Consider the following 20,873-nt stretch of genomic DNA (forward strand, 5'->3'; position numbering starts at 1 on the left):
AGTCATGGCCGAACTCCTCCTCGAACTCTTCTCCGAAGAAATCCCCGCCCGCATGCAGGCGCGTTCAGCCGAAGATTTGCAGCGACTTGTTAGCGACAAACTGAAGGCGGCGGGTCTCACTTTCAGCTCCGCGAAGTCCTTCGTCACGCCGCGCCGACTGGCGCTCGTCGTCCAAGGACTCCCACTGGCACAGCCAGATGTGAAGGAAGAAAAGAAAGGCCCGCGCGTCGGCTCGCCACAACAGGCGGTGGAAGGGTTCCTGAAATCAGCCGGCCTCACCTCGCTTGATCAGTGCGAGAAGCGCGATACGGGCAAAGGCGAGTTTTATTTTGCTGTTGTCGAGAAGAAGGGTATCGCTACGGCGGAGATCCTGCCGGAGATCATTCTTGCCGCGATAGCGGATCTGCCCTGGCCGAAATCCATGCGCTGGGCGGGTAACACGCAGCGTTGGGTGCGCCCGCTGCACAGTATCGTGGCGTTGTTAGATGGAAAGGTTCTGTCGGGTGCCTTCGATCTTAGCCCCGACAAGGTCGCATTTGGCGCCGAGACGCGCGGCCATCGGTTTCTGTCGGCTGCCACCCCCTCACCCCAACCCCTCTCCCGCGAGGGGAGAGGGGCTAGTGCGGCGAACTCGGTGGAAACTCCCTCTCCCCTCACAGTCTCGTCCTTCGCTGACTACCAAGCGAAACTCCGCGCCGCCAAGGTCATCCTCGACCAAGCCGAGCGTCGTGCCTCGATCAAGACCCAGGCGGAAGCTGTTGCCGCCAAGGAAGGCCTCACGGTTAAGCCGGATGACGGCCTGCTCGATGAAGTGACCGGCCTCGTCGAATGGCCGACCGTGCTGATGGGCAAGATCGATGACGAATTCATGTCGGTGCCGCATGAGGTGCTGACCACGTCGATGCGCGTCAATCAGAAGTATTTCGCGCTGCTGGATAAGTCAGGCAAGCTGGCGCCGCGTTTCCTGGTCACCGCCAATATCGAGGCCAGCGACGGCGGCAAGGCCATCGTCCATGGCAATGAGCGTGTCCTGCGCGCGCGCCTGTCGGATGCCAAGTTCTTCTGGGATCAGGATTTGAAGGTGACCTTGGCCGAGCGCACGCCGCAGCTCGACACGATCACCTATCATGCCAAGCTGGGGACCATCGGGCAGAAGGTCAGCCGCGTGAAAACGCTGGCTCGGGATCTGGCCAAATTCATCCCCGGCTGCGATGCGGGTCTTGCCAATCAGGCAGCCGCCTTGGCCAAGGCGGACCTCGTTTCCGGCATGGTCGGCGAGTTCCCGGAACTTCAGGGCATCATGGGGCGTTATTACGCGCGCCATGAAAACTTGTCGGATGAAGTTGCCGATGCCATCGCCGATCACTACAAGCCCCTGGGGCCCAACGATACCTGCCCGAGTGCACCCGTGAGCGTCGCGGTGGCCCTGGCCGACAAGATCGACACTCTCTCCGGCTTCTTCGCCATCGACGAGAAGCCGACGGGGTCGAAGGATCCGTTTGCGCTTCGCCGCGCGGCTTTGGGGATCATCCGCCTCATCCTCGATAACAAGCTGCGCGTCAGGCTGCGTGACGCGCTGGAGATCGCCAGCCGGACTTTGCATGAAAGTGTCGGCGCCCTGAACGGAAGAACGCCGAAAGATACTATCGACGATCTGATGGATTTTCTTGCCGACCGCCTGAAGGTCGCGCTGAAGGAGCAGGGCACGCGCCACGACCTCATCAGCGCCGTCTTCGCGCTGGGCGATGAAGATGACCTCACGCGCCTGCTGGCGCGCGTCGATGCGCTGAAATCGCTGGTCGATAGCGCCGACGGCGCCAATCTGCTGGCAGGGTACAAACGCGCCACCAACATCCTGCGCATCGAAGAGAAGAAGGACGGCATCGCCCATTCGGCTGCCCCGGATGCCGGCTGGCTGAAACAGGATGAGGAAAAAGCGCTGCATCAGGCGCTGACATCGGCGCGTCAGCACGTCGTCGAAGCCATCGGCAAAGAGGATTTCGGTGCGGCCATGCGTGCCCTGGCGGCGTTGCGCGCGCCGGTCGATGCTTTCTTCGACAAGGTGACGGTAAATGCGGAAGAGAAAGAGCTTCGTGGCAATCGCTTACGGTTGCTGAATTCGATCCGCGACACATTCAAACTGATCGCGGACTTTTCAAGGATCGAAGGATGACCATAACCATGACGAAGTGGGTCTATCATTTCGGTGGCGGTTCGGCGGAAGGCCGGGCCGATATGCGCAATCTGCTGGGCGGGAAGGGTGCCAACCTCGCCGAAATGTCGGCGCTGGGCCTGCCGGTGCCGCCAGGCTTCACCGCGACGACCGAGGTCTGCACGCATTATTACGCCAATGCTAACAAGTACCCGGCTGAACTGACGGCCCAGGTCGAAGCCGGTGTCGCGCATATCGAAAAGATTGTCGGCTTGAAATTTGGCGATCCCAAGGCGCCGCTGTTGGTATCCGTGCGCTCCGGCGCCCGCGTTTCCATGCCGGGCATGATGGATACCGTGCTCAATCTGGGCTTGAATGACGAGACGGTGAAGGGCCTGGCTGCCAAGTCGGGAGATGCGCGTTTCGCCTATGATTCCTATCGCCGCTTCATCCAGATGTTCGGCAATGTCGTGCTGGGCGTCGAGCATCACAATTTCGAGGACATTCTCGACTTCCACAAGCAGGACAAGGGCGCCAATCTCGACACGGAACTCACCGCCGAGGATTGGCAGCAGGTCATCGCCGACTATAAGGCGAAGGTCGAGGAGGAGCTTGGGCGCCCCTTCCCGCAGGACCCCAAGGAACAGCTGTGGGGGGCCATCGGTGCCGTGTTCGGCAGCTGGAACATTCCGCGCGCCGTCACCTATCGCAAGATCAACAGCATCCCGGAGGATTGGGGCACGGCCGTCAACGTCCAAGCCATGGTGTTCGGCAATATGGGCGAGGATTGCGCGACGGGTGTCGCCTTCACGCGCAACCCCTCGACGGGGGCCAAGGAATTCTACGGCGAATATCTGATCAATGCCCAGGGCGAGGATGTGGTGGCGGGCATCCGCACCCCGCAGCACCTGACCATCGAGGGCAAAAAGGCCAACAATTCAACCCTCCCGGCAATGGAAGAGACCATGCCGGAAGTGTTCGGGCAGCTCATGCAGGTGCGCGACCAGCTTGAGCGGCACTATACCGACATGCAGGACATCGAGTTCACGGTGCAGCAGGGCAAGCTCTATATGCTGCAGACCCGTAACGGCAAGCGTACGGCACAGGCGGCGCTCAAGATCGCCGTCGATATGTGCAATGAGGGTCTCATCAACAAAAAGACCGCGGTGGCGCGTATCGAGCCGGCTTCGCTCGACCAGTTGCTGCATCCGACGCTCGACCCGAAGGCCAAGAAGGATGTTATCGGTCGCGGCCTGCCGGCGAGCCCCGGTGCTGCCTGCGGCAAGGTCGTCTTCACCGCCGACGAGGCCGAGGACCGCGCCTCTAAGGGCGAGAAGGTCATCCTGGTGCGCGTCGAAACAAGCCCTGAAGATATTCACGGCATGCATGCCGCCGTCGGGATTCTCACGACGCGTGGCGGCATGACCAGCCATGCGGCGGTGGTCGCGCGCGGCATGGGCCGTCCCTGCGTTTCGGGTGCTGGCGACCTCCGCGTCGATGCGGCGCAGAAGGTCATGGTGGTCAAGGGTCAGAAGATCGCCGAAGGCGATCTCATCACCATCGATGGCGGCACCGGTGAAGTCATGCTGGGTGCGGTGCCGACGATCGAGCCCGTCCTCTCCGGTAATTTCGCGACGTTGATGGGCTGGGCCGACGAGTTCCGCAAGTTGCGCATCCGCACCAATGCCGAAACACCGCTCGATGCGCGCACTGCCCGCCAGTTCGGCGCCGAGGGTATTGGCCTCTGCCGTACCGAGCACATGTTCTTCGATGGCGACCGCATCATCGCCATGCGGGAGATGATCATGGCCGAGGATGTGGCCGGCCGGAAGAAGGCGCTGGCGAAGATCCTGCCCATGCAGCGCCAGGATTTCGTCGAACTCTTCCACATCATGAAGGGGCTGCCGGTCACCATCCGCCTGCTCGACCCGCCGCTGCACGAGTTCCTGCCGCATAGTCGCGAGGAAATGGCGGAAGTGGCGGCGGCGGCTGGCGTTTCGGTCGACCTCGTCGCCTACCGTGCGTCGCAGCTGCAGGAATCGAACCCGATGCTCGGTCATCGCGGTTGCCGCCTTGGGATCACCTATCCGGAAATCTATGAGATGCAGGCGCGCGCCATCTTCGAGGCGGCGGCTGAGGTGAAGGCGAAGCAGGGCGATACGGCCGAACCGGAAATCATGATCCCGCTGGTCGGCATCCCCAGGGAATTGACCTTGATGCGCGAGATCATCGACCGCGTGGCGAAGGAAGTGGCGGAGAAGAGCGGCAACTCCATCCCCTATTCCGTCGGCACCATGATCGAATTGCCGCGTGCGGCCCTGCTCGCGGGGCAGATCGCCAAGGATGCCGCCTTCTTCAGCTTCGGCACCAACGATCTGACGCAGACCACTTATGGCCTCAGCCGCGACGATGCCGCGCGCTTCATCCAATCCTATGAGCGCCAGGGCATCATCGAACGTGATCCCTTCATCACCATCGATGTCGAAGGTGTGGGCGAACTGGTGAAGATTGCCGCGGAACGCGGCCGCAAGACGCGCCCCGATATCAAGCTCGGCATCTGCGGCGAACATGGCGGCGACCCAGCTTCGATCCATTTCTGCGCCGAGGTCGGATTGAACTATGTCTCCTGCTCGCCTTACCGTGTGCCGATCGCCAAGCTGGCGGCGGCGCAAGCAGCACTCTCCGGCGACCAGTCCGGCCGCAAGGGCGAGGGGTGAGTTCGCGGGCCCAAACGCCCCCTCTCCCTAACCCTCCCCCACGTTGGGGGGAGGGAATCCCAGCCAGCTTGCCTCTGACGACATTGCGAACTCGATCAAACCCCCTCCCCCCGCAGTCGGCGATGGGGGAGGGTTGGGGAGGGGGTACTAAGTGACCACTCTCTCCACCCTCCGCGCCGGCGGCAAGGCGGCTCTTGCCCGCGTCCTGGCGCGGCTCGAATCCAATCCGGACGATCCTGAAATCATCGCGTTGCTCGATGCCGCTTTCCTGGCGCCGATGGGACAGGTGATCGGTCTGACCGGCCCGCCAGGCGTCGGCAAGTCGACCCTCGCCGGTGCGCTCATCGGCGCTTATCGCCAGAGCGGCAAAACGACCGCCGTCATTGCCATCGATCCGTCCTCGAAGCGATCCGGTGGCGCACTGCTCGGCGACCGCACGCGGCTTCGTACCGATCCGGACGATCACGGCATCTTCGTGCGCTCGATGGCGGCGAGAGACCAGCTCGGCGGCCTTGCCGAGATCACTTTCGCCGCCATGGTTCTGATGCGTGCGCTCTACGATGTGGTTCTCATCGAAACCGTGGGCGTCGGACAATCGGAGACCGATATCGCACTTGCCGCCGATACGGTGATCTTCTGTGTGCAACCGGGCTCCGGTGATGCGCTCCAGTTCATGAAGGCCGGCATCGTCGAGATCCCGGATATCGTCACCGTCACCAAGGGCGATCTGGGCCGGGCGGCAACAAGGGCACGGGCGGACGTCAAAGGGGCGCTGGGTCTCAACGAAGGCCGCCAGGACGGCGATAGCTGGTCGGTGCCGGTGCTGATCGTCTCGGCCAATGCGGCAGAAGGGATCGGGGCGTTGATCGAGGCGGTGGCCCAGCATGATTCCTGGCTCAGGGAAGAGGGGCGGGGGAAAGTCAAACGCGCCGCCCAGGCCGAAGCCTGGATCGAGGCTGCCATCAAGGAACGCTGGGGGCGGGAGGGGGTGAAGCGTTTAAATGCCGCTCCCGTGACGGCGCGCACAGCCGAATCTCCGTTTCTGGCCTTGGCGGAGTATGCGCGCCAGCTATAGTGGCGCCCATGGCATCCGTTTACGACCTCAAGCCGCGCTTCGTGGCACTCCTCCGACCCATCGCCGGCCGTCTTGCCGCGCGTGGCGTCACGGCCAATGCCGTCACCCTGGCGGCTATGTTGGCCTCGATCGGTGTCGGGACCGTTCTGGCCCTGTGGCCGGATTGCCTGCGCCTGTGGCTCGTTCTGCCGGTCTTCCTCTTCCTGCGCATGGCGGGAAATGCCATCGACGGCATCCTGGCGCGCGAGTTCGCCATGAAATCGCGCCTGGGCGCCATCCTCAACGAGGTGGGCGATGTCGTCTCGGATACAGCGCTTTATCTGCCCTTTGCCTTGCTTCCCGGCGTCAACGGCTTCTGGGTGGTGCTGGCGGTCGTCGTCGCCATCATCGGTGAAATGACCGGCGTGCTCGGCCAGGTGATCGGCGCCAGCCGCCGCTATGACGGTCCAATGGGCAAAAGCGATCGGGCGGCCGTGTTCGGCCTTATCGGATTCCTCATCGGCATCGGCGTGCCGCTGGGCAGCTGGATCAACTGGGCGATGATCGCCATCGCGCTGCTGGGAGCCGTCACCCTGCTTAACCGAGCCCGCCGGGCGCTTGCCGAGACACCGAAATGATCTTCGATATGACCGTCAATGTCGCCTATGCGTTGGCGGCAATCTTCGTCCTGCTGCTCATCGCCACCGCGATAGCCTGGCCGCAGCGTAAGCGGAAGCATGAATTGTGGCTGCGCACCCGCACCTGGTGGGTGATCGTCGCCTTGCTCGGTCTCTCGATCGCACTTCCATCCTGGGTCCCGATCGCGCTCTTCGGCCTCATCAGCTTTCTCGCCTTCAAGGAATTCGTGACGCTGATCCCGACGCGCCGGGCCGATCACCGGGTGCTGCTCTGGGCCTATCTTTCGATCCCGCTGCAATATTACTGGGTGTCGATCGGCTGGTACGGCATGTTCATCATCTTCATCCCGGTCTACATTTTCCTCGCTCTTCCATTGCGCATGGTGCTGGCCGGCGAGACACAGGGCTTCATCAAGGCTGCCGGCACGGTGCATTGGGGCCTGATGATCGCGGTCTTTTCGCTGAGCCATGCCGCCTTTCTGCTGGCGCTGCCGGCTGCCAGCAATCCGGTAGCCGGCGGCGACGGGCTGCTCCTCTATCTGCTGCTCCTCACCGAGATCAACGATGTCGGGCAATATTGCAGCGGCAAGCTGCTGGGCAAGCACAAGGTCGTGCCCAAGGTCAGCCCCAATAAGACCGTCGAGGGGCTGATCGGGGGCGTGATTATCACAACATTGGTGGCAGCCTTGGCCGCGCCCTATCTGACCCCGCTTGCCTGGTACGAAGCCGGCGGCATCGGCTTCGTGCTGGCCTTGGCGGGTTTTGCGGGCGACGTCACCATTTCGGCGGTGAAGCGCGATCTGAAGCTCAAGGACAGCGGCAGCCTGTTGCCGGGTCATGGCGGCATTCTCGACCGGGTCGACAGTTTGACCTTCACCGCGCCGCTTTTCTTCCACATCGTCTATTTCCTCTATTACTGACGATGTCGCGCTGGCTGCGTCGCCTATTCGCCGTCCTGGTACTGCGGCCCGTGGCTTTCCTGATGCTGGGGTTGACCGTGCGCGGGCGGGAGAATCTGCCCAAGGCCGGCCCTGCCATCGTCATCGCCAATCATAACAGCCATCTCGATACGCTGGTTCTCCTGTCCCTGATGCCGCTCAGGCAGATCGACCTGGTGCGGCCGGTGGCGGCGGCCGATTATTTCCTCAAGAACCGTTATCTCGCCTGGTTCAGCCTGCATATCCTCAACATCCTGCCGCTGGAGCGCGGCAATGCCGCGCGTGGCGAGGATCCGCTCGCCGAAAGCGCGGCAGCGCTCGACCGCGGCGAAATCCTCATCGTCTTTCCCGAAGGCTCGCGCGGCAGCGCCGAGGTGATGGGCAAGTTCAAGGGCGGCGTCGCGCGGTTGAAGGAACGCTATCCCGAGGTGCCGGTGGTTCCGGTCTTCCTGCAAGGCGCCGGCAAGGCTCTGCCGCGCGGCGAGATCGTGCTGGTGCCGGTAGTGGTCGATGCGGTGGTGGGAACGCCCATCCCCTGGAGCGGCAATCGTGCCCAGTATACGCAGGGGATGGAACAGGCCGTGCGGGCGCTCGGCGCCCATCTGCCGCCGGTCTTCGACGACGAGGAGGATTAGCCGGCCGAAATCAGTCGGTCAGCCGCTCGATCCAGGCGCGGTGCTGCGGATAGTCGGCAAGCAGGCTGGACCGCGAGGCCAGTTCAAAGTCGGCAAAATCGAATCCGGGCGAGACGGTGCAGCCGGCCAAGGTGAAGGCGCTGCCCCGCGAGGGTAGGGCACCGAACCAATGGCCTGCGGGGACCACATGCTGCGGCACCTGGCCGGCGGCAAAGTCGCGTCCGAGACTCGTCTCGATCAATTTCCCCTCGGCCGAGATGGCGACGATGGTCAGCGGATCGCCGTCGTAGAAGTGCCATACCTCGTCCGATCTGATCCGATGCAATTTCGAACGCTCGCCGGCCCGCAGCAGGTAATAGATTGCCGTGGCATGCGCCCGCGGGCCGTGAAACCTCGCTGACAGGCCCGCATTGGGGATCATCTCGGCCGTACGGTAGGTCTCGCGATAGAAGCCGCCCTCGGGATGCGGCTGCAGGCCGAGCGCCTCGATGAGCCGATCAATCCCGGCGGGCATAGCGCGCGACAGCCTGCTTCAAGAGATCGTGTGGCACGGCATGCGCCGTGCGGCCCTTATAGCCGGTCATCGTCTCGGCGGCGCAGAGGGCGTTCCAGATGGCTTCCTCGGTCGCTTCGGCCGCGGCCTGGAAGAGGGCGGTGCATTCCTCCATGCCCAGCATGCGCACATCCGCCATCGCCGATTTCAGCGGCACGCGGTTGCCGGTCGAGAAGGCGAGGAAGATATCGCCCGAACCGTTGGAGCCGATGCCACCGACCCAGGCGAGGCCCGTGGTGGCGCGCCGGGCAAGGCGCTGGCATTGGATGGGCAGCAGCGGTGCGTCGGTGGCCAGGATGACAATGATCGAGCCCTGCTCGGTCTTGCGTTCGGCATGAGCCGATTCGACGACATTCGTATCGATTTCGGCGCCGACCGGTGCATGGCCGCAGCGCAACAGGTTCCTGCGGCCATAATTCGATTGCACCAGGGCGCCCACGGTCCAGCCGCCATCCTTGGCGGAGAGGCGGCGCGAGGCGGTGCCGGTCCCGCCCTTGAACTCATGCGTGATCATGCCGGTGCCGCCGCCGATATTGCCCTCCGGCACCGGACCCGCCTTGGCGGAATCGAGCGCCTCGATGGCCATATCGAGCGTCACCGGAAAAGTCTCGGCGTCGGAGAGCCAGCCGTCCCAGGTCTCGGCCGCGACGGGGAGGTGCCAGGCCTGATCAATGCCCTTCCTGGCCGCATGCACGCAGATGGCATCGCGCGCGACGCCGGCCGCATGCGTGTTGGTGATGGTGATGGGTGCCGCCAGCAGGCCCTGCTCATTCAGCCAGTGACTGCCAGTCATCTCGCCATTGCCGTTGAAGGAATGGAGCCCGGCGAACATGAAATCGGTATAGATGTCGTCGGCCGGCCAGATCGCCGTGACGCCGGTACGCACCACATGCGGTTCATCGCGAACGAGCGTCGAGAAGCCGACACGGATGCCGGCGACATCGGTGATGGCATTCAGCGGACCAGGCTTCATCTGCCCCAGGACAATGCCGAGATCCCGCAGCCGCGCCTTCGCCATGATCATTCCCCTCCAGTTTTGTGGGCGGAGAGTAGGCGAGGAAGGTGCGGCAGCTCAAGCCATCTCGGGAAATTTTACCCAGGTCGGGATCGAGGCGATCACACGGGCACCATCGGCTTCGATGCCCTTGGCAGCGCTCTCAAGATGTTCAAGGCGGATGAGGGCGAGGCCCTGATGGGCATCGACACTGCGGATCTCGCCGATTTCCTTGCCGTCGAGCGTAAGCGATGTGCCGGGAGCAAGCGTCGCGCCCTCGATCTTCACAGGCAACAGGCGCTTCCTGACTAGGCCGCGATATTTGGTGCGGGCGGTCAGCTCCTGGCCCATATAGCAACCCTTCTGCCAATCGACGCCGTTGAGCTCGTCGAAGCCGCATTCCAGCGGAATGGCTTTGTCGGGCAGCAGATCATCGCTGCCTTCCGGAACGCCGAGGGCGTAGCGGTGATCCTTGAAGCTGCCTTGCGGCGCTTCCCTGAAGCCGAGACCAGCGAGGGTTTGCGTGTAGCTGGTACGTGGCAGGAAGGCGCGGGCGCCAAGATCGGCGAGGCGGGGGTCGGTGAAGACGACGCCGTCATTCAGAGCTCGCGCGGCGCCAGTCTCGGCGGCGAGTCCGAGGCGTGAAAGCGCATCGCCGCCGAAAAGGTTGACCACGACGAACTCGGCATCGAGATCATCGAGCGCCACTCTTGAGCGCAGTTTGAACATCTTCAGTCGCTTCAAGAGATCGGCGCGGCGGCTACCCTCGGCATCGATCAGGTAGCGGGCCTCCTGACCCACCAGCAGCAGGTCATAGGCGAATTTCCCCTGCGGCGTCAGCAGGGCGGCGAAGATGGCGCGCGACTCGCTGATGCGGCCGGAATCGTTGCTGATCAAGCCCTGCAGGAATTCCTGGCGGTCCTCGCCGCCGACGGCAATGACGCTGCGGGCTGGATTGAGTTCGAAAAAAGCCTTATCTATCATGTGGCTATGTAGTGCCTTCTAGTTTCTGTGCTAATAGTTGGAACGGCGTCGGGAAAAGGCAAGAGGATTGATCCATGGGGGACGGCAGCAGATGACGGTAAAGCGCATCGGCATTCTGACCAGCGGTGGCGATTGTGCCGGATTGAACGCGGTCATCCGCGCGGTCTATGCCCATGCCAGTGGTCATTTCGGCTGGGACGTGATCGGCATTCACAATGGCACGGCCGGCCTGCTGGCTCGCCCGGTCGATGCCAGCGCCCTGGACGACAAGGTGCTGGGCTCCGACATGCTGCGCCAGGGCGGCACGATTCTGGGAACGACGAACAAGGGCAACCCTTTTGCCTTTCCGCAGGAGAATGGCGGGCTTGCCGACCGGTCCGCTGAGGTTATCGAGGGCGTGCGGCAATTGGGGCTGGATGCGCTGATCGGCATCGGCGGCGACGGGTCCATCGCCATCCTGCGGCGGCTTGCCATCCAGGGGGGCATCAATCTGGTGGCGATTCCCAAGACCATCGATAACGATCTGGGTGCCACGGAAATGTCGATCGGCTTCGAAACGGCGGTGCAGACGGCGACCTCGGCCCTCGATCATCTGCAGCCGACGGCCGCCAGCCACAGCCGCGTCATGGTGCTGGAAGTGATGGGGCGTGACGCCGGGCACATAGCGCTTTCGGCCGGGATCGCTGGTGGTGCCGACGTCATCCTCATTCCGGAAATTCCCTACAAATTCGCGACGGTCGAGGCGAAGCTCGCTGCCTTGCGCAAAAGCGGGCGCAATTTCGCCCTGGTTGTCGTCGCCGAAGCGGTAAAGACCGAAAGCGGTGAGGCAATTACGGCCGTTCATGGCGGCGGTGCCAAGGCCACGCATACCTATGGCGGTATCGGCCACTATATCGGCGAGGAACTGGCGATACGCTGCGGAGCGGAGACGCGTGTCACGGTGCTGGGCCATGTGCAGCGCGGCGGTACGCCGGAGCCCAAGGACCGAGTGCTGGGATCTGCATTCGGCGTGCATGCCGTCGACCTCATCGCTGCCGGCCGTTTCGATCGCATGGTCGCCTGGAACGCACGACAGGTGATCGACGTACCGATTCAGACGGCTATTCAAGGCGCCGCCACGGTCGATCCGCACGGTGCACTGGTAAAGACGGCACGCGGATTGGGGATCAGTTTTGGCGATTAGATTGAACCCTGACGATTTCTGGGAGTTCAGCCTGGCGCTCTACTGCCGCGAGGCGGTGGCGAACGCCTGCCTGTCGCTGCAGGAGCGTCGCGGTGCCGATGTCAACCTCATCCTCGCCATCTGCTGGCTGGCGCGAAGCGGCTATGCCGTGCGTGAGACGGCAATCGAGAGCGCGCTGGCCGCCATTGCGCCCTGGTCCGAAGCAATCCTGCGGCCGATGCGAACGATTCGCCGCCGTCTCGGTGCCGAGTTTGCCGAGGTGGGAGCGAACCAACGGCAATCGATCAAGCACGGCCTCCTCTCGGTCGAACTCGAAGCCGAACGAATTTCGCAGCAGAAGATTGTCGCGGTGATGGCCGATCATCTGGATGGCCTCAGCACGGAGCCGGCGCGTGGCCTTGCGGCCGTCGGGCTCGATCTCTACCTGGCGCGCCTGGCCGCCGAAAATCATGCGCAGGACCGGGCCGATCGCGATGCGATACTTGCCGGCCTCTAGGCCTGGATTTCAATCCGCTGGCGTGTAGATCGGCAGGGATGGTGTGAGCGACGAGCTCACGACGACACCTGACTTCTCCTCGATGCCCTGCCGGATTTTGGCCTCTATCCGGATACGAATTTTCTCCTCGATCTCGGCGCGCGTTTTCGCATCTAGATTTTGCAGCGCTTCCTCGGTCAAGCCCATTTCGGCCAGAATCATGGCGCGCATCTTCTCCGCCGGCGTCTTGCTGGCGAACTCGAGGAACGTTTCGGTGGCGTCCTTGACGGTAACGCTTTCGTCTTCGGCCAACGTCGCCGCGAGCGTGGTATTGCCCGCATCCGCGGCCCCGGCGTCGATCAGGACTGCCGGTATGACCGCCGAGTGCGGCTTTCCGCTGATAACGGCCACGTCGGAAGCGGTGCCGGTCTGCGCCAGCACGCCGGCGAACGCGCTGCTTGCGTTGGCCTCGGCCGATTTCTGCTGGGCATCTTTTTCCGCCTCGGCGAACAATCTGGCACTATCGCCGACGGCATTTAGCATGGTGATCGACATGGCGCCTGGCCTTTCCTGCCTGGAAGCGTGCAATTCGCATCGACATAAGCAAGACCCATGCCGCCGGTTATCTTTGGTTAACGATTCTGGCTTCAATGGAAAGCGCCCGCCCGCTATTGTGCGACGGCATAAGAGGGTGGAATGAGCAACGAACGGGCGATCGGCGAAGCGGCGGAGCGCCAGCGTTTCATGGCACTGCTTGGGCTTTACGCCAGCATCTTCGCATTCGGCATTTCCTTTGGCGGGCTGGTGCCGTGGATGGCGACCGATATGGATGGCCGCGGCATCTCAGGCTTCTGGATCGGCGTGGTTTCGGCGGCTCAGCCTGTCGGCGTCATGATCATGGCGCCTTTCACCCAGCGTATTGTCAGGCGCTTTGGCAGCGGCAATGCAATGATCTGGTGTGGTGTCATCTCCTTGGCGACCATGCTGCCGCTGGCCGAATGGAATTCTCTTGGCGGATGGCTCACCTTGCGCTTCATCAGCGGCCTGGCCGGCAGCGTGCCCTGGGTGGTGACCGAGACCTGGATCAACGTTGCGTCCAACGACCGCAACCGCGGCCGGGCGGTGGCACTCTACGCCGCGATCATGGCTGCCGGCTTCGCGACCGGTCCCGAAACGCTGAAATGGGCAGCCGAACTTGGAACATCGCCCTTGCCATGGTTCATCGGGCTGCAATTCCTGTCCCTGCTCATCGTCGTCCCGCTGCGCCGCCTGGCACCGGGACTCGATGACAATGAAGGGGCCAATGTCTTCGATGCGATCCGGTCCCTGCCGGCGCTGATGTCGGCAGCCGCGATCTCAGGGGCGCTCGACGCATCGTTCTTCAGCTTCCTCGCCATCTGGGGCGAGCGGGTCGGCCTTGGCGAATCCTTCGCCTTGACGCTGCTCAGCGTCTTCGTCGCGGGCAATGTCCTGCTGCAGTTTCCGATCGGCTGGCTTGCCGATCGCTACGGGCCATATCGGATCATGCTGCTCTGCGGCGCTCTTTGCAGCGCCGGCCCGTTGCTGTTCTGGGGTGGGTTGGCGGCCCGCCCCGTTCTCTTGGGTGCCGTCGCGTTCGTGTGGGGCGGTTGCGTCTGGGGTGCCTATGCCGTGGCGCTTGTCGCCATGGGGCGTCGCTATTCCGGGGGCACGCTGGCGGTGGTCAACGCCGCCTTCGTCATGGCCTATACCTTTGCCAATATCGTGGCGCCGCCGATTGCCGGTTCGGCGATGGATCTTATGAGCCCGCATGGTCTCATGCTGGTGGCATTGATCTTCGCCGTCTGTTTCACCCTCCTGGTGTCACTGCGCCGGCGGGAGTTCTAGCCGCGCCGCTTGGCATCCTTGTCCCACCGCGTGACATGATCGAGGTGCAGGCCGAAAAGGTCGAGCACGCGGCCGAGGCTCTGGTCGACCATCTGCTCGATCGATTGCGGCTGTGCGTACATGGCCGGTACCGGTGGCGCGACGATGCCACCCATTTCGGTGACCGCCGCCATGTTGCGGATATGTCCCAGATGCAGCGGCGTCTCGCGCAGCATCAGGACCAGCCGCCGGCGTTCCTTCAGGACGACATCCGCAGCGCGGGCGATGAGTGTCGGCGTAACGCCGCATGCAATCTCGGCCAACGACTTGGCAGAGCAGGGTGCCACGATCATGCCAAGTGTCAGGAACGAGCCGGAGGAGATTGGGGCGGCCAGATCGTCATTGCCATGGCAATGATCGGCCAGCGCCTTCACGGCGGCAACTTTACGCTCGGTCTCATATGCCAAGGTGAGCTCAGCGGTGCGCGACATCACCAGATGAGTCTCGATCATCGATCCCTTGAGCAGTTCAAGGAGCCGAATCCCATAGATGATACCGGACGCGCCTGATATCCCGATGACGAGGCGGGAAGGCGGGTGCTGAGTGTCTGTATGTCCACGGCTTTTAGTCATTGCGCTCCGCAAGAGGCAGGGTCGGGTCGATTGGGTCAGTGAGGCTTAATCATATCGGGATTTTACCGTGACATCTTGAAGCGCCAAGCCCTGTCTCTCATTTACTTAAGAAGCCAAACGGCGTTAGCATTCAACGACATCAAAGCAGGGAGAGAGGGAACCAGCAAAGCACGACGGCAAGCAACCGCAATCTGATCCGATCATCGTAAAACAGATGGGAGAAAGGGAATGGCAATGACTGCGCACGTGGAATCGCTTAAGTCAAAGCACGCCGATTTGGACGCCAAGATCGCCGACGAGGAACGCCGCCCCCACCCTGACGAAGCCACGATCCACGCGCTGAAAAAGCTGAAACTCCGAATTAAGGACGAACTGGCTAGTTTAGAGAGGGTTCATTAACCCGGACCTAGCCGGATTTCCGACAAAACAGACCGCCGTCGATGGCCTGGAGCAGGCCGTCCGGCGGTCTTTTGTTTAGCCTTGACCTGCCCCTTTTGGGCTGAGTAAGGTCTTGCCATGAGCAATCTGACGCAAATTCTGGCGCTTACGCTTCGACTTACCGCCCCGGCGTGCTGAATCGCGCCGGCCGCTTGGCCGCTTGGCCCTCTCCGCCAGAGACTTTCATACCGTCAGGGATTGCCGATGATCCGCAAAATCGTCATAAGCCGCAATATATTAGGGTGTTTGGGCCGATTTCCGGGCACGACCTCGCTTAGCCGCCGCCGTCGGAGCTGATGGCGACCTCCCGTTTCGGGATACCGGCGGCGGCTGACAGTCGCAGAACCAAACAACCCAGTTAATGAAATTCCTCGCGAGGATAGTGCCATGCATATCGACCCCAGTTCCAAGTACCGACCGTTTCAGCCGATCCCCTTGCCCGACCGGCAATGGCCGTCAAAGACCATGACCAAGGCACCGATCTGGTGCTCGGTCGACCTGCGCGACGGCAACCAGGCCCTGGTCGAGCCGATGGGTCCGGAGCGCAAGCTGCGCATGTTCCGCACCCTGGTGAAGATGGGCTACAAGGAGATCGAGGTCGGATTCCCATCGGCCAGCCAGACCGACTTCGATTTCTGCCGCGAACTCATCGATGGCGGGCACATTCCCGATGATGTGACGATCCAGGTTCTGACCCAGGCGCGCGATCATCTGATCACGCGCACCTATGATGCGCTGGTGGGTGCAAAGCGCGCCATCGTCCATGTCTACAATTCGACCTCGACCCTGCAGCGCCGCGTTGTCTTCAATCAGGACATGAAGGGCATCAAGGAAATCGCCGTTCACGGTGCCACGCTCGTGCGCGACCTCGCCAGGCAGCAGAAGGGCAATACGGAATTCGTCTTCCAGTACAGCCCGGAAAGCTTCACCGGGACCGAGATCGACTATGCGATCGAGGTTTGCGAAGCCGTGATGGATGTCTGGCAGCCGACCGAGCAGAAACCTTGCATCATCAATCTGCCGGCCACCGTCGAAATGTCGACGCCGAACATCTATGCCGACCAGATCGAATATTTCTGTCGCAAGATGAAGAATCGCGAGGCGGCCATCATCTCGTTGCATCCGCACAACGATCGCGGCACCGGTGTCGCCGCGGCGGAACTGGGCGTGCTGGCCGGCGCCGACCGTATCGAAGGCACGCTGTTCGGCAATGGCGAGCGCACCGGCAATGTCGACCTGGTCACCCTGGGGCTCAACCTTTTCACCCAAGGCGTGGATCCCCGGATCGACTTCTCGGATATCAATGAACTGGTGCGCACAGCCGAATATTGCAACCAGTTGCCGGTACATCCACGGCACCCCTATGCCGGCGATCTTGTCTTCACGGCCTTTTCCGGTTCGCACCAGGACGCGATCAAGAAGGGCTTCGCGGCGATGAAACAGTCGAATTCCGGCGAATGGGCCGTGCCCTATCTGCCGATCGACCCCGCCGATGTCGGCCGTTCCTACGAAGCCGTCATCCGCATCAACAGCCAGTCCGGCAAAGGCGGCGTCGCCTATGTCCTCGAAACCGATTACGGCCTTTCGCTGCCGCGCCGCCTGCAGGTCGAATTCAGCCAGGTCGTGCAGGACGCAGCCGACAAGACCGGCAAGGAAATCACCGCCAGCCAGATCTGGCAGTCGTTCAACGACGAATATCTTTCCCTGGCGCAACCCTATGCCTTCGTCAGCCACCAGACCCTGGCCGACAGCCATGCCACCGAGCTGCGCAATTTGAGCGCCAGCATTCGCGACAAGGGCAGGGAGATTACCATCACGGGTCGCGGCAACGGGCCGATCGACGCTTTCATGGATGCGCTGAAGAAGCATTCCGGCATCGATCTCAAAGTGGTCGATTACCGCGAGCATTCCGTGGGCGCCGGCAACGATGCCAATGCGGTGGCCTATGTCGAGATGGCGACGGCGGATGGACGCAAAGTGTTCGGCGTCGGCAAGGATTCCAACATCGTCACCGCCTCATTGAAGGCGATCATCAGCGCTACCAACCGTGTTGCCAGCGGCAAGGTTGCACCCGCGACAAATTGACTGCGTTTTCATGGGGCTATGCGAGCGGGCCGCTTCCCCTGGGAGCGGCCCTTGTCATGCCGACCTAAGTAGGGTCACGCTAATCCCTTGCCTATGCCATGGTTATGGCGATACTGCGGCTCAAAGGAATAGCCGCCGGGAGCAATGGCGGATATCGGGAAGGGTGAAAGCGCATGTCGGGGAAGTTCGACGCCATCTATCGCCAGTCGATCGAGCATCCGGAGATATTCTGGGCACATGCGGCGGCGGAGCTGCATTGGTTCAAGCCCTGGGAAGATGTCATCGACGGCAGCAACCCGCCGGCCGCGCGCTGGTTCGCCGGTGCCGAGTTCAACACGGCCTTCAACTGTCTCGACCGGCACGTTGCCGCCGGCCATGGCGCGCAGGCTGCAATCATCTATGACAGCCCTGTCACCGGCACCGTCCGGCACATTTCCTACGGCGAGCTTCTGAACGATGTCGCCCGCTTTGCCGGCGGGCTGGCCAGGCAGGGGATCGTCAAGGGCGACCGTGTCATCATCTATATGCCGATGGTGCCGGAAGCTCTTGTGGCGATGCTGGCCTGCGCACGCCTGGGCGCCATCCATTCGGTGGTGTTCGGCGGTTTTGCCGCCAAGGAACTGGCGACCCGCATCGACGATTGCCAGCCCAAGCTCATCGTCGGCGCCTCCTGCGGCATCGAAATCAACCGCGTCGTCGCCTACAAGCCGATGATCGACGAGGCCATCGGCCTTTCCAGCCACAAGCCGGCGCATTGCATCATCCTGCAGCGCGACCGGGCGCGTGCCGAAATGACGGCGGGCCGCGATATCGACTGGAAAGATGTCGTGGCGGCCGCGCCGCATGATTGCGTGCCGGTAGCGGCCACAGATCCGCTCTACATCCTTTATACGTCCGGCACCACGGGCGCGCCCAAGGGGGTCGTGCGCGACAATGGGGGCCATGCCGTGGCACTCAACTGGTCGATGCGCAACATCTACAATATGGAGCGCGGCGAGGTCTTCTGGGCCGCGTCGGATGTGGGCTGGGTGGTGGGCCATTCCTATATCGTCTACGCCCCCTTGCTCTATGGATGCACCACGGTGCTGTTCGAAGGCAAGCCGGTGGGAACGCCCGATGCCGGCGCCTTCTGGCGCGTCATCCAACAGCACAAGGTGCGGACCCTTTTCACCGCACCGACGGCGCTGCGTGCCATCAAGCGTGACGATCCGGACGGCAAGCTCATCAAGAATTACGACATCGGTTCGCTTCGCGCCCTGTTCCTGGCCGGCGAGCGCTCCGACCCGCCAACCCTCGAATGGGCCGAGGAAATGCTCCGCGTGCCGGTGATCGATCATTGGTGGCAGACAGAGACGGGCTGGGCGATCGCCGCCAATTGCCTCGGCATCGAGTTGCTGCCGATCAAGCACGGTTCGCCGACGCGCGCGGCGCCCGGCTGGGATGTGCGGGTGCTGGGCGATGACGGCCATCCGGCCAGGCCCGGCGAGATCGGCAACATCGTCTGCAAGCTACCCTTGCCGCCCTCGGCATTCCCGACCCTGTGGAATGCACCTGAGCGCTACCGCAAGAGCTATTTCGACCATTTCCCCGGCTATTACGAGACGTCGGATGCCGGCTATATCGACGACGATGGCTATGTCTATATCATGGCCCGCACGGACGATATCATCAACGTGGCCGGCCATCGCCTGTCGACCGGTGGCATGGAGGAAGTCCTGGCAAGCCACCCGGACGTAGCCGAATGCGCCGTCATCGGCGTCCAGGACGATGTGAAGGGTCAGTTGCCCCTGGGCTTCCTGGTATTGAAGGCCGGCGTCACAAAGCCCCATGACAAGGTGGTGGCGGAAGCCGTGAAGCTGGTCCGCGACAAGATCGGCCCGGTGGCGGCCTTCAAGACCGCCGCCGTGGTCAATCGCCTGCCCAAGACCCGCTCGGGCAAGATCCTGCGCGGGACCATGCAGAAGATCGCCGACGGCCAAGCCTATAACATGCCGGCCACAATCGACGATCCCGCCATCCTGGGCGAGATCGAGGGGGCGCTGAAGGGCGTCGGCTATGCACATAAATGAACGAGTACGCGTAAAAAGTTAGCTTTTTTATATTTTTTCTCTTTACAGTACAACGTTCGTTCCTCCAGATTTGATGTGGATGTTTTTGGGGTCCGCGTCGCCGGAGGGAACATGTTTGCATCTATTGCTCGGAAGATCGCCAGCGCTGGCGCACTGACCATTCTCGCCGCTGGCCCAATAGGTTGCGCTCAAATCTATCCGGAACCACCGCCAGCGCGTACCAGCGCTGCGGTCCAGGGTGAAGATCTCGCGTCGATCCAACTTGACCGCGTGCTTTTCAATCTTGAGCGCGGCCAACCGATCGGTTCGTACCGCGGTGGCGGTGAGTATACGGGTTGCAGCCGGAGGGTTAGCGGCAAGCAAGTACATTGGACACTCGGCAAGACGACCGTGCGTGATGAAGAACTCACGGACATCTTCTATCGCGAGCTGCGTGCGGCAAATTACAGCGTTGTCGGTGAGCCGGACGCATTGTTCGCAAATTACGGCGACAACCAGCGCGAGCCAGAATTCTTGGTCGGTGGGAGAATCGATTCAATCAGCATGGACGTCTGCGACGAGGTGTCCACATGGGATGCTCATCGGTTCGGCGTGCAGAGTGGCGCTGCGACAGTATCAGTTACCTGGCAGGTCTACTCGCCGCTCCAAGAAGAAGTCGTATTGGAGGCGCAAAGCGAGGGTTCGGTGGTAATAAAGGAGGGCGTTCCAGATGGTGAAGTCACGCTGATTCTTCGCGCCTTTGGTGCGGCGGCGCGCAATCTTGCGGGTGACCCGCGCTTCCACGATACCCTGCTGCGCAAGAACAAGAGCGGGCATGTGACGACGGCCGCCCCCCTTGCCGGGTGGGGCGATGTCCCCAGCCAGCCGGCGATGGCACTTGCGACGACGGCGCCCTTTTCGACCCCGATCGGGGTAAACATGGCGCGGATTCAGGCATCGGTGGTTACAGTCCTGACCGGGACCGCCCAAGGCTCAGGATTCTTCGTGGCGCCGGACCTCGTGCTCACCAATCACCACGTCGCCCGCGATGCTGCGCGGTTGAAGCTGCGGCTGATCAACGGCACCGAAGTCTATGCCACGACCTTGCGCAGCGATGCCAAGCGCGATGTCGCTCTGCTGAAGGTGGAAGGGGGCCCGTTCTCACCCTTGCCGCTGCGGCTCGATCCTGTTTCATTGACGGAAGAGGTTTATGCCGTCGGATCGCCGCTCGACGAAAGCCTGGCCGGGACGGTCACGCGCGGCATCGTCAGCCAGTTCCAGCGGGACGAATACGGCCTGGCCCTGATCCAGGCGGACGCCACGATACAGCCGGGAAACAGCGGTGGCCCCTTGCTCGACGCACGGGGCAATGTCATTGGCATTTCGCAGTCGGGGCTGACCGATGACGGGGCGCATCTGGTGGGCATCAACTTTTTCATTCCCATCGCCGATGCGCTGCAGCGCATCAATCTCCGCGTCCAGTAAATCGAGCGCATGGAATT

The 20,873-nt window shown here is 62.5% G+C and carries 18 protein-coding genes; 13 read left to right on the forward strand and 5 right to left on the reverse strand.

Annotated elements, in window-relative coordinates; all coding sequences use genetic code 11:
- Positions 1–4 precede the first annotated feature (4 nt).
- From glyS to ACE3TY_RS04770, 6 genes are all read left to right on the forward strand, one after another.
- Positions 5–2,173: a glycine--tRNA ligase subunit beta gene (gene glyS, locus ACE3TY_RS04745; RefSeq protein WP_374651368.1), complete on the forward strand. Its 2,169-nt coding sequence runs from the start codon at positions 5–7 to the stop codon at positions 2,171–2,173.
- 8 nt (positions 2,174–2,181) lie between these two features.
- Positions 2,182–4,869: a pyruvate, phosphate dikinase gene (gene ppdK, locus ACE3TY_RS04750; RefSeq protein WP_374651600.1), complete on the forward strand. Its 2,688-nt coding sequence runs from the start codon at positions 2,182–2,184 to the stop codon at positions 4,867–4,869.
- Positions 4,870–5,020: 151 nt separating this feature from the next.
- Positions 5,021–5,944 carry an ArgK/MeaB family GTPase gene (locus ACE3TY_RS04755; protein ID WP_374651370.1) on the forward strand — a complete coding sequence of 308 codons (924 nt, stop codon included), beginning with the start codon at positions 5,021–5,023 and terminating at the stop codon, positions 5,942–5,944.
- Between the two features lie 8 nt (positions 5,945–5,952).
- Positions 5,953–6,561: a CDP-alcohol phosphatidyltransferase family protein gene (locus tag ACE3TY_RS04760; RefSeq protein WP_374651372.1), complete on the forward strand. Its 609-nt coding sequence runs from the start codon at positions 5,953–5,955 to the stop codon at positions 6,559–6,561.
- Positions 6,558–7,481: a phosphatidate cytidylyltransferase gene (locus ACE3TY_RS04765; RefSeq protein ID WP_374651374.1), complete on the forward strand. Its 924-nt coding sequence runs from the start codon at positions 6,558–6,560 to the stop codon at positions 7,479–7,481. The genes ACE3TY_RS04760 and ACE3TY_RS04765 overlap by 4 nt, the downstream gene beginning before the upstream one ends.
- A 2-nt stretch (positions 7,482–7,483) precedes the next feature.
- Entirely contained in the window at positions 7,484–8,134 is a 651-nt protein-coding gene (locus tag ACE3TY_RS04770) for a lysophospholipid acyltransferase family protein (RefSeq protein ID WP_374651376.1), read from the forward strand.
- 10 nt (positions 8,135–8,144) lie between these two features.
- Here ACE3TY_RS04770 and ACE3TY_RS04775 read toward each other — a convergent pair whose 3' ends face one another.
- From ACE3TY_RS04775 to ACE3TY_RS04785, 3 genes are read right to left on the reverse strand one after another with little or no spacing between them, the layout of a single operon-like run.
- The gene (locus ACE3TY_RS04775; protein WP_374651378.1) at positions 8,145–8,648 is read right to left on the reverse strand and encodes a cupin domain-containing protein; all 504 of its coding nucleotides are present in this window, start codon (positions 8,646–8,648) and stop codon (positions 8,145–8,147) included.
- Positions 8,632–9,705 (reverse strand): P1 family peptidase, encoded by a 1,074-nt coding sequence (locus ACE3TY_RS04780; protein WP_374651380.1) that lies wholly within the window; start codon positions 9,703–9,705, stop codon positions 8,632–8,634. Before ACE3TY_RS04780 ends, ACE3TY_RS04775 begins: the two co-directional genes overlap by 17 nt.
- Before the next feature lie 54 nt (positions 9,706–9,759).
- The gene (locus ACE3TY_RS04785; RefSeq protein ID WP_374651382.1) at positions 9,760–10,665 is read right to left on the reverse strand and encodes a folate-binding protein YgfZ; all 906 of its coding nucleotides are present in this window, start codon (positions 10,663–10,665) and stop codon (positions 9,760–9,762) included.
- A 91-nt stretch (positions 10,666–10,756) separates the two neighbouring features.
- Here ACE3TY_RS04785 and ACE3TY_RS04790 point away from each other — a divergent pair, with 91 nt between their 5' ends.
- Positions 10,757–11,848 carry an ATP-dependent 6-phosphofructokinase gene (locus ACE3TY_RS04790; protein ID WP_374651384.1) on the forward strand — a complete coding sequence of 364 codons (1,092 nt, stop codon included), beginning with the start codon at positions 10,757–10,759 and terminating at the stop codon, positions 11,846–11,848.
- A gap of 1 nt (position 11,849) precedes the next feature.
- Positions 11,850–12,344 carry a TIGR02444 family protein gene (locus tag ACE3TY_RS04795; protein ID WP_374651386.1) on the forward strand — a complete coding sequence of 165 codons (495 nt, stop codon included), beginning with the start codon at positions 11,850–11,852 and terminating at the stop codon, positions 12,342–12,344.
- 9 nt (positions 12,345–12,353) lie between these two features.
- On the opposite strand, the gene ACE3TY_RS04800 is transcribed toward ACE3TY_RS04795, so the two are convergent.
- The gene (locus ACE3TY_RS04800; RefSeq protein WP_374651387.1) at positions 12,354–12,878 is read right to left on the reverse strand and encodes a hypothetical protein; all 525 of its coding nucleotides are present in this window, start codon (positions 12,876–12,878) and stop codon (positions 12,354–12,356) included.
- 141 nt (positions 12,879–13,019) lie between these two features.
- On the opposite strand from ACE3TY_RS04800, the gene ACE3TY_RS04805 reads away from it, so the two are divergent.
- Entirely contained in the window at positions 13,020–14,189 is a 1,170-nt protein-coding gene (locus ACE3TY_RS04805) for an MFS transporter (protein WP_374651389.1), read from the forward strand.
- Here the strand turns inward: ACE3TY_RS04805 and ACE3TY_RS04810 are convergent.
- Complete coding sequence (locus tag ACE3TY_RS04810; RefSeq protein WP_374651390.1) at positions 14,186–14,800, reverse strand: UbiX family flavin prenyltransferase; 615 nt, start codon at positions 14,798–14,800, stop codon at positions 14,186–14,188. The genes ACE3TY_RS04805 and ACE3TY_RS04810 overlap by 4 nt on opposite strands.
- Positions 14,801–15,028: 228 nt before the next feature.
- Between ACE3TY_RS04810 and ACE3TY_RS04815 the strand changes: the two genes are divergently transcribed.
- From ACE3TY_RS04815 to ACE3TY_RS04830, 4 genes are all read left to right on the forward strand, one after another.
- Positions 15,029–15,199: a YdcH family protein gene (locus ACE3TY_RS04815; protein ID WP_374651392.1), complete on the forward strand. Its 171-nt coding sequence runs from the start codon at positions 15,029–15,031 to the stop codon at positions 15,197–15,199.
- 426 nt (positions 15,200–15,625) lie between these two features.
- Entirely contained in the window at positions 15,626–17,323 is a 1,698-nt protein-coding gene (gene leuA, locus ACE3TY_RS04820) for a 2-isopropylmalate synthase (RefSeq protein WP_374651394.1), read from the forward strand.
- 173 nt (positions 17,324–17,496) lie between these two features.
- Positions 17,497–19,392, forward strand: a complete 1,896-nt coding sequence (locus ACE3TY_RS04825) for a propionyl-CoA synthetase (RefSeq protein WP_374651396.1) — start codon at positions 17,497–17,499, stop codon at positions 19,390–19,392.
- Between the two features lie 111 nt (positions 19,393–19,503).
- Entirely contained in the window at positions 19,504–20,856 is a 1,353-nt protein-coding gene (locus ACE3TY_RS04830) for a S1C family serine protease (protein ID WP_374651398.1), read from the forward strand.
- The last annotated feature ends 17 nt before the right edge of the window (positions 20,857–20,873 follow it).

This window comes from Dongia sp. (assembly GCF_041918875.1).
GTDB lineage: Bacteria > Pseudomonadota > Alphaproteobacteria > Dongiales > Dongiaceae > Dongia.

Excerpts from the sequence above, each read along its gene's own strand:
- glyS (WP_374651368.1), top strand. The coding sequence starts at position 5 with ATGGCCGAACTCCTCCTCGAACTCTTCTCCGAAGAAATCCCCGCCCGC.
- ppdK (WP_374651600.1), top strand. The coding sequence starts at position 2,182 with ATGACGAAGTGGGTCTATCATTTCGGTGGCGGTTCGGCGGAAGGCCGG.
- ACE3TY_RS04760 (WP_374651372.1), top strand. The coding sequence starts at position 5,953 with ATGGCATCCGTTTACGACCTCAAGCCGCGCTTCGTGGCACTCCTCCGA.
- ACE3TY_RS04765 (WP_374651374.1), top strand. The coding sequence starts at position 6,558 with ATGATCTTCGATATGACCGTCAATGTCGCCTATGCGTTGGCGGCAATC.
- ACE3TY_RS04770 (WP_374651376.1), top strand. The coding sequence starts at position 7,484 with ATGTCGCGCTGGCTGCGTCGCCTATTCGCCGTCCTGGTACTGCGGCCC.
- ACE3TY_RS04775 (WP_374651378.1), bottom strand. The coding sequence starts at position 8,648 with ATGCCCGCCGGGATTGATCGGCTCATCGAGGCGCTCGGCCTGCAGCCG.
- ACE3TY_RS04780 (WP_374651380.1), bottom strand. The coding sequence starts at position 9,705 with ATGGCGAAGGCGCGGCTGCGGGATCTCGGCATTGTCCTGGGGCAGATG.
- ACE3TY_RS04785 (WP_374651382.1), bottom strand. The coding sequence starts at position 10,665 with ATGATAGATAAGGCTTTTTTCGAACTCAATCCAGCCCGCAGCGTCATT.
- ACE3TY_RS04790 (WP_374651384.1), top strand. The coding sequence starts at position 10,757 with ATGACGGTAAAGCGCATCGGCATTCTGACCAGCGGTGGCGATTGTGCC.
- ACE3TY_RS04800 (WP_374651387.1), bottom strand. The coding sequence starts at position 12,878 with ATGTCGATCACCATGCTAAATGCCGTCGGCGATAGTGCCAGATTGTTC.
- ACE3TY_RS04805 (WP_374651389.1), top strand. The coding sequence starts at position 13,020 with ATGAGCAACGAACGGGCGATCGGCGAAGCGGCGGAGCGCCAGCGTTTC.
- ACE3TY_RS04810 (WP_374651390.1), bottom strand. The coding sequence starts at position 14,800 with ATGACTAAAAGCCGTGGACATACAGACACTCAGCACCCGCCTTCCCGC.
- ACE3TY_RS04815 (WP_374651392.1), top strand. The coding sequence starts at position 15,029 with ATGGCAATGACTGCGCACGTGGAATCGCTTAAGTCAAAGCACGCCGAT.
- leuA (WP_374651394.1), top strand. The coding sequence starts at position 15,626 with ATGCATATCGACCCCAGTTCCAAGTACCGACCGTTTCAGCCGATCCCC.
- ACE3TY_RS04825 (WP_374651396.1), top strand. The coding sequence starts at position 17,497 with ATGTCGGGGAAGTTCGACGCCATCTATCGCCAGTCGATCGAGCATCCG.
- ACE3TY_RS04830 (WP_374651398.1), top strand. The coding sequence starts at position 19,504 with ATGTTTGCATCTATTGCTCGGAAGATCGCCAGCGCTGGCGCACTGACC.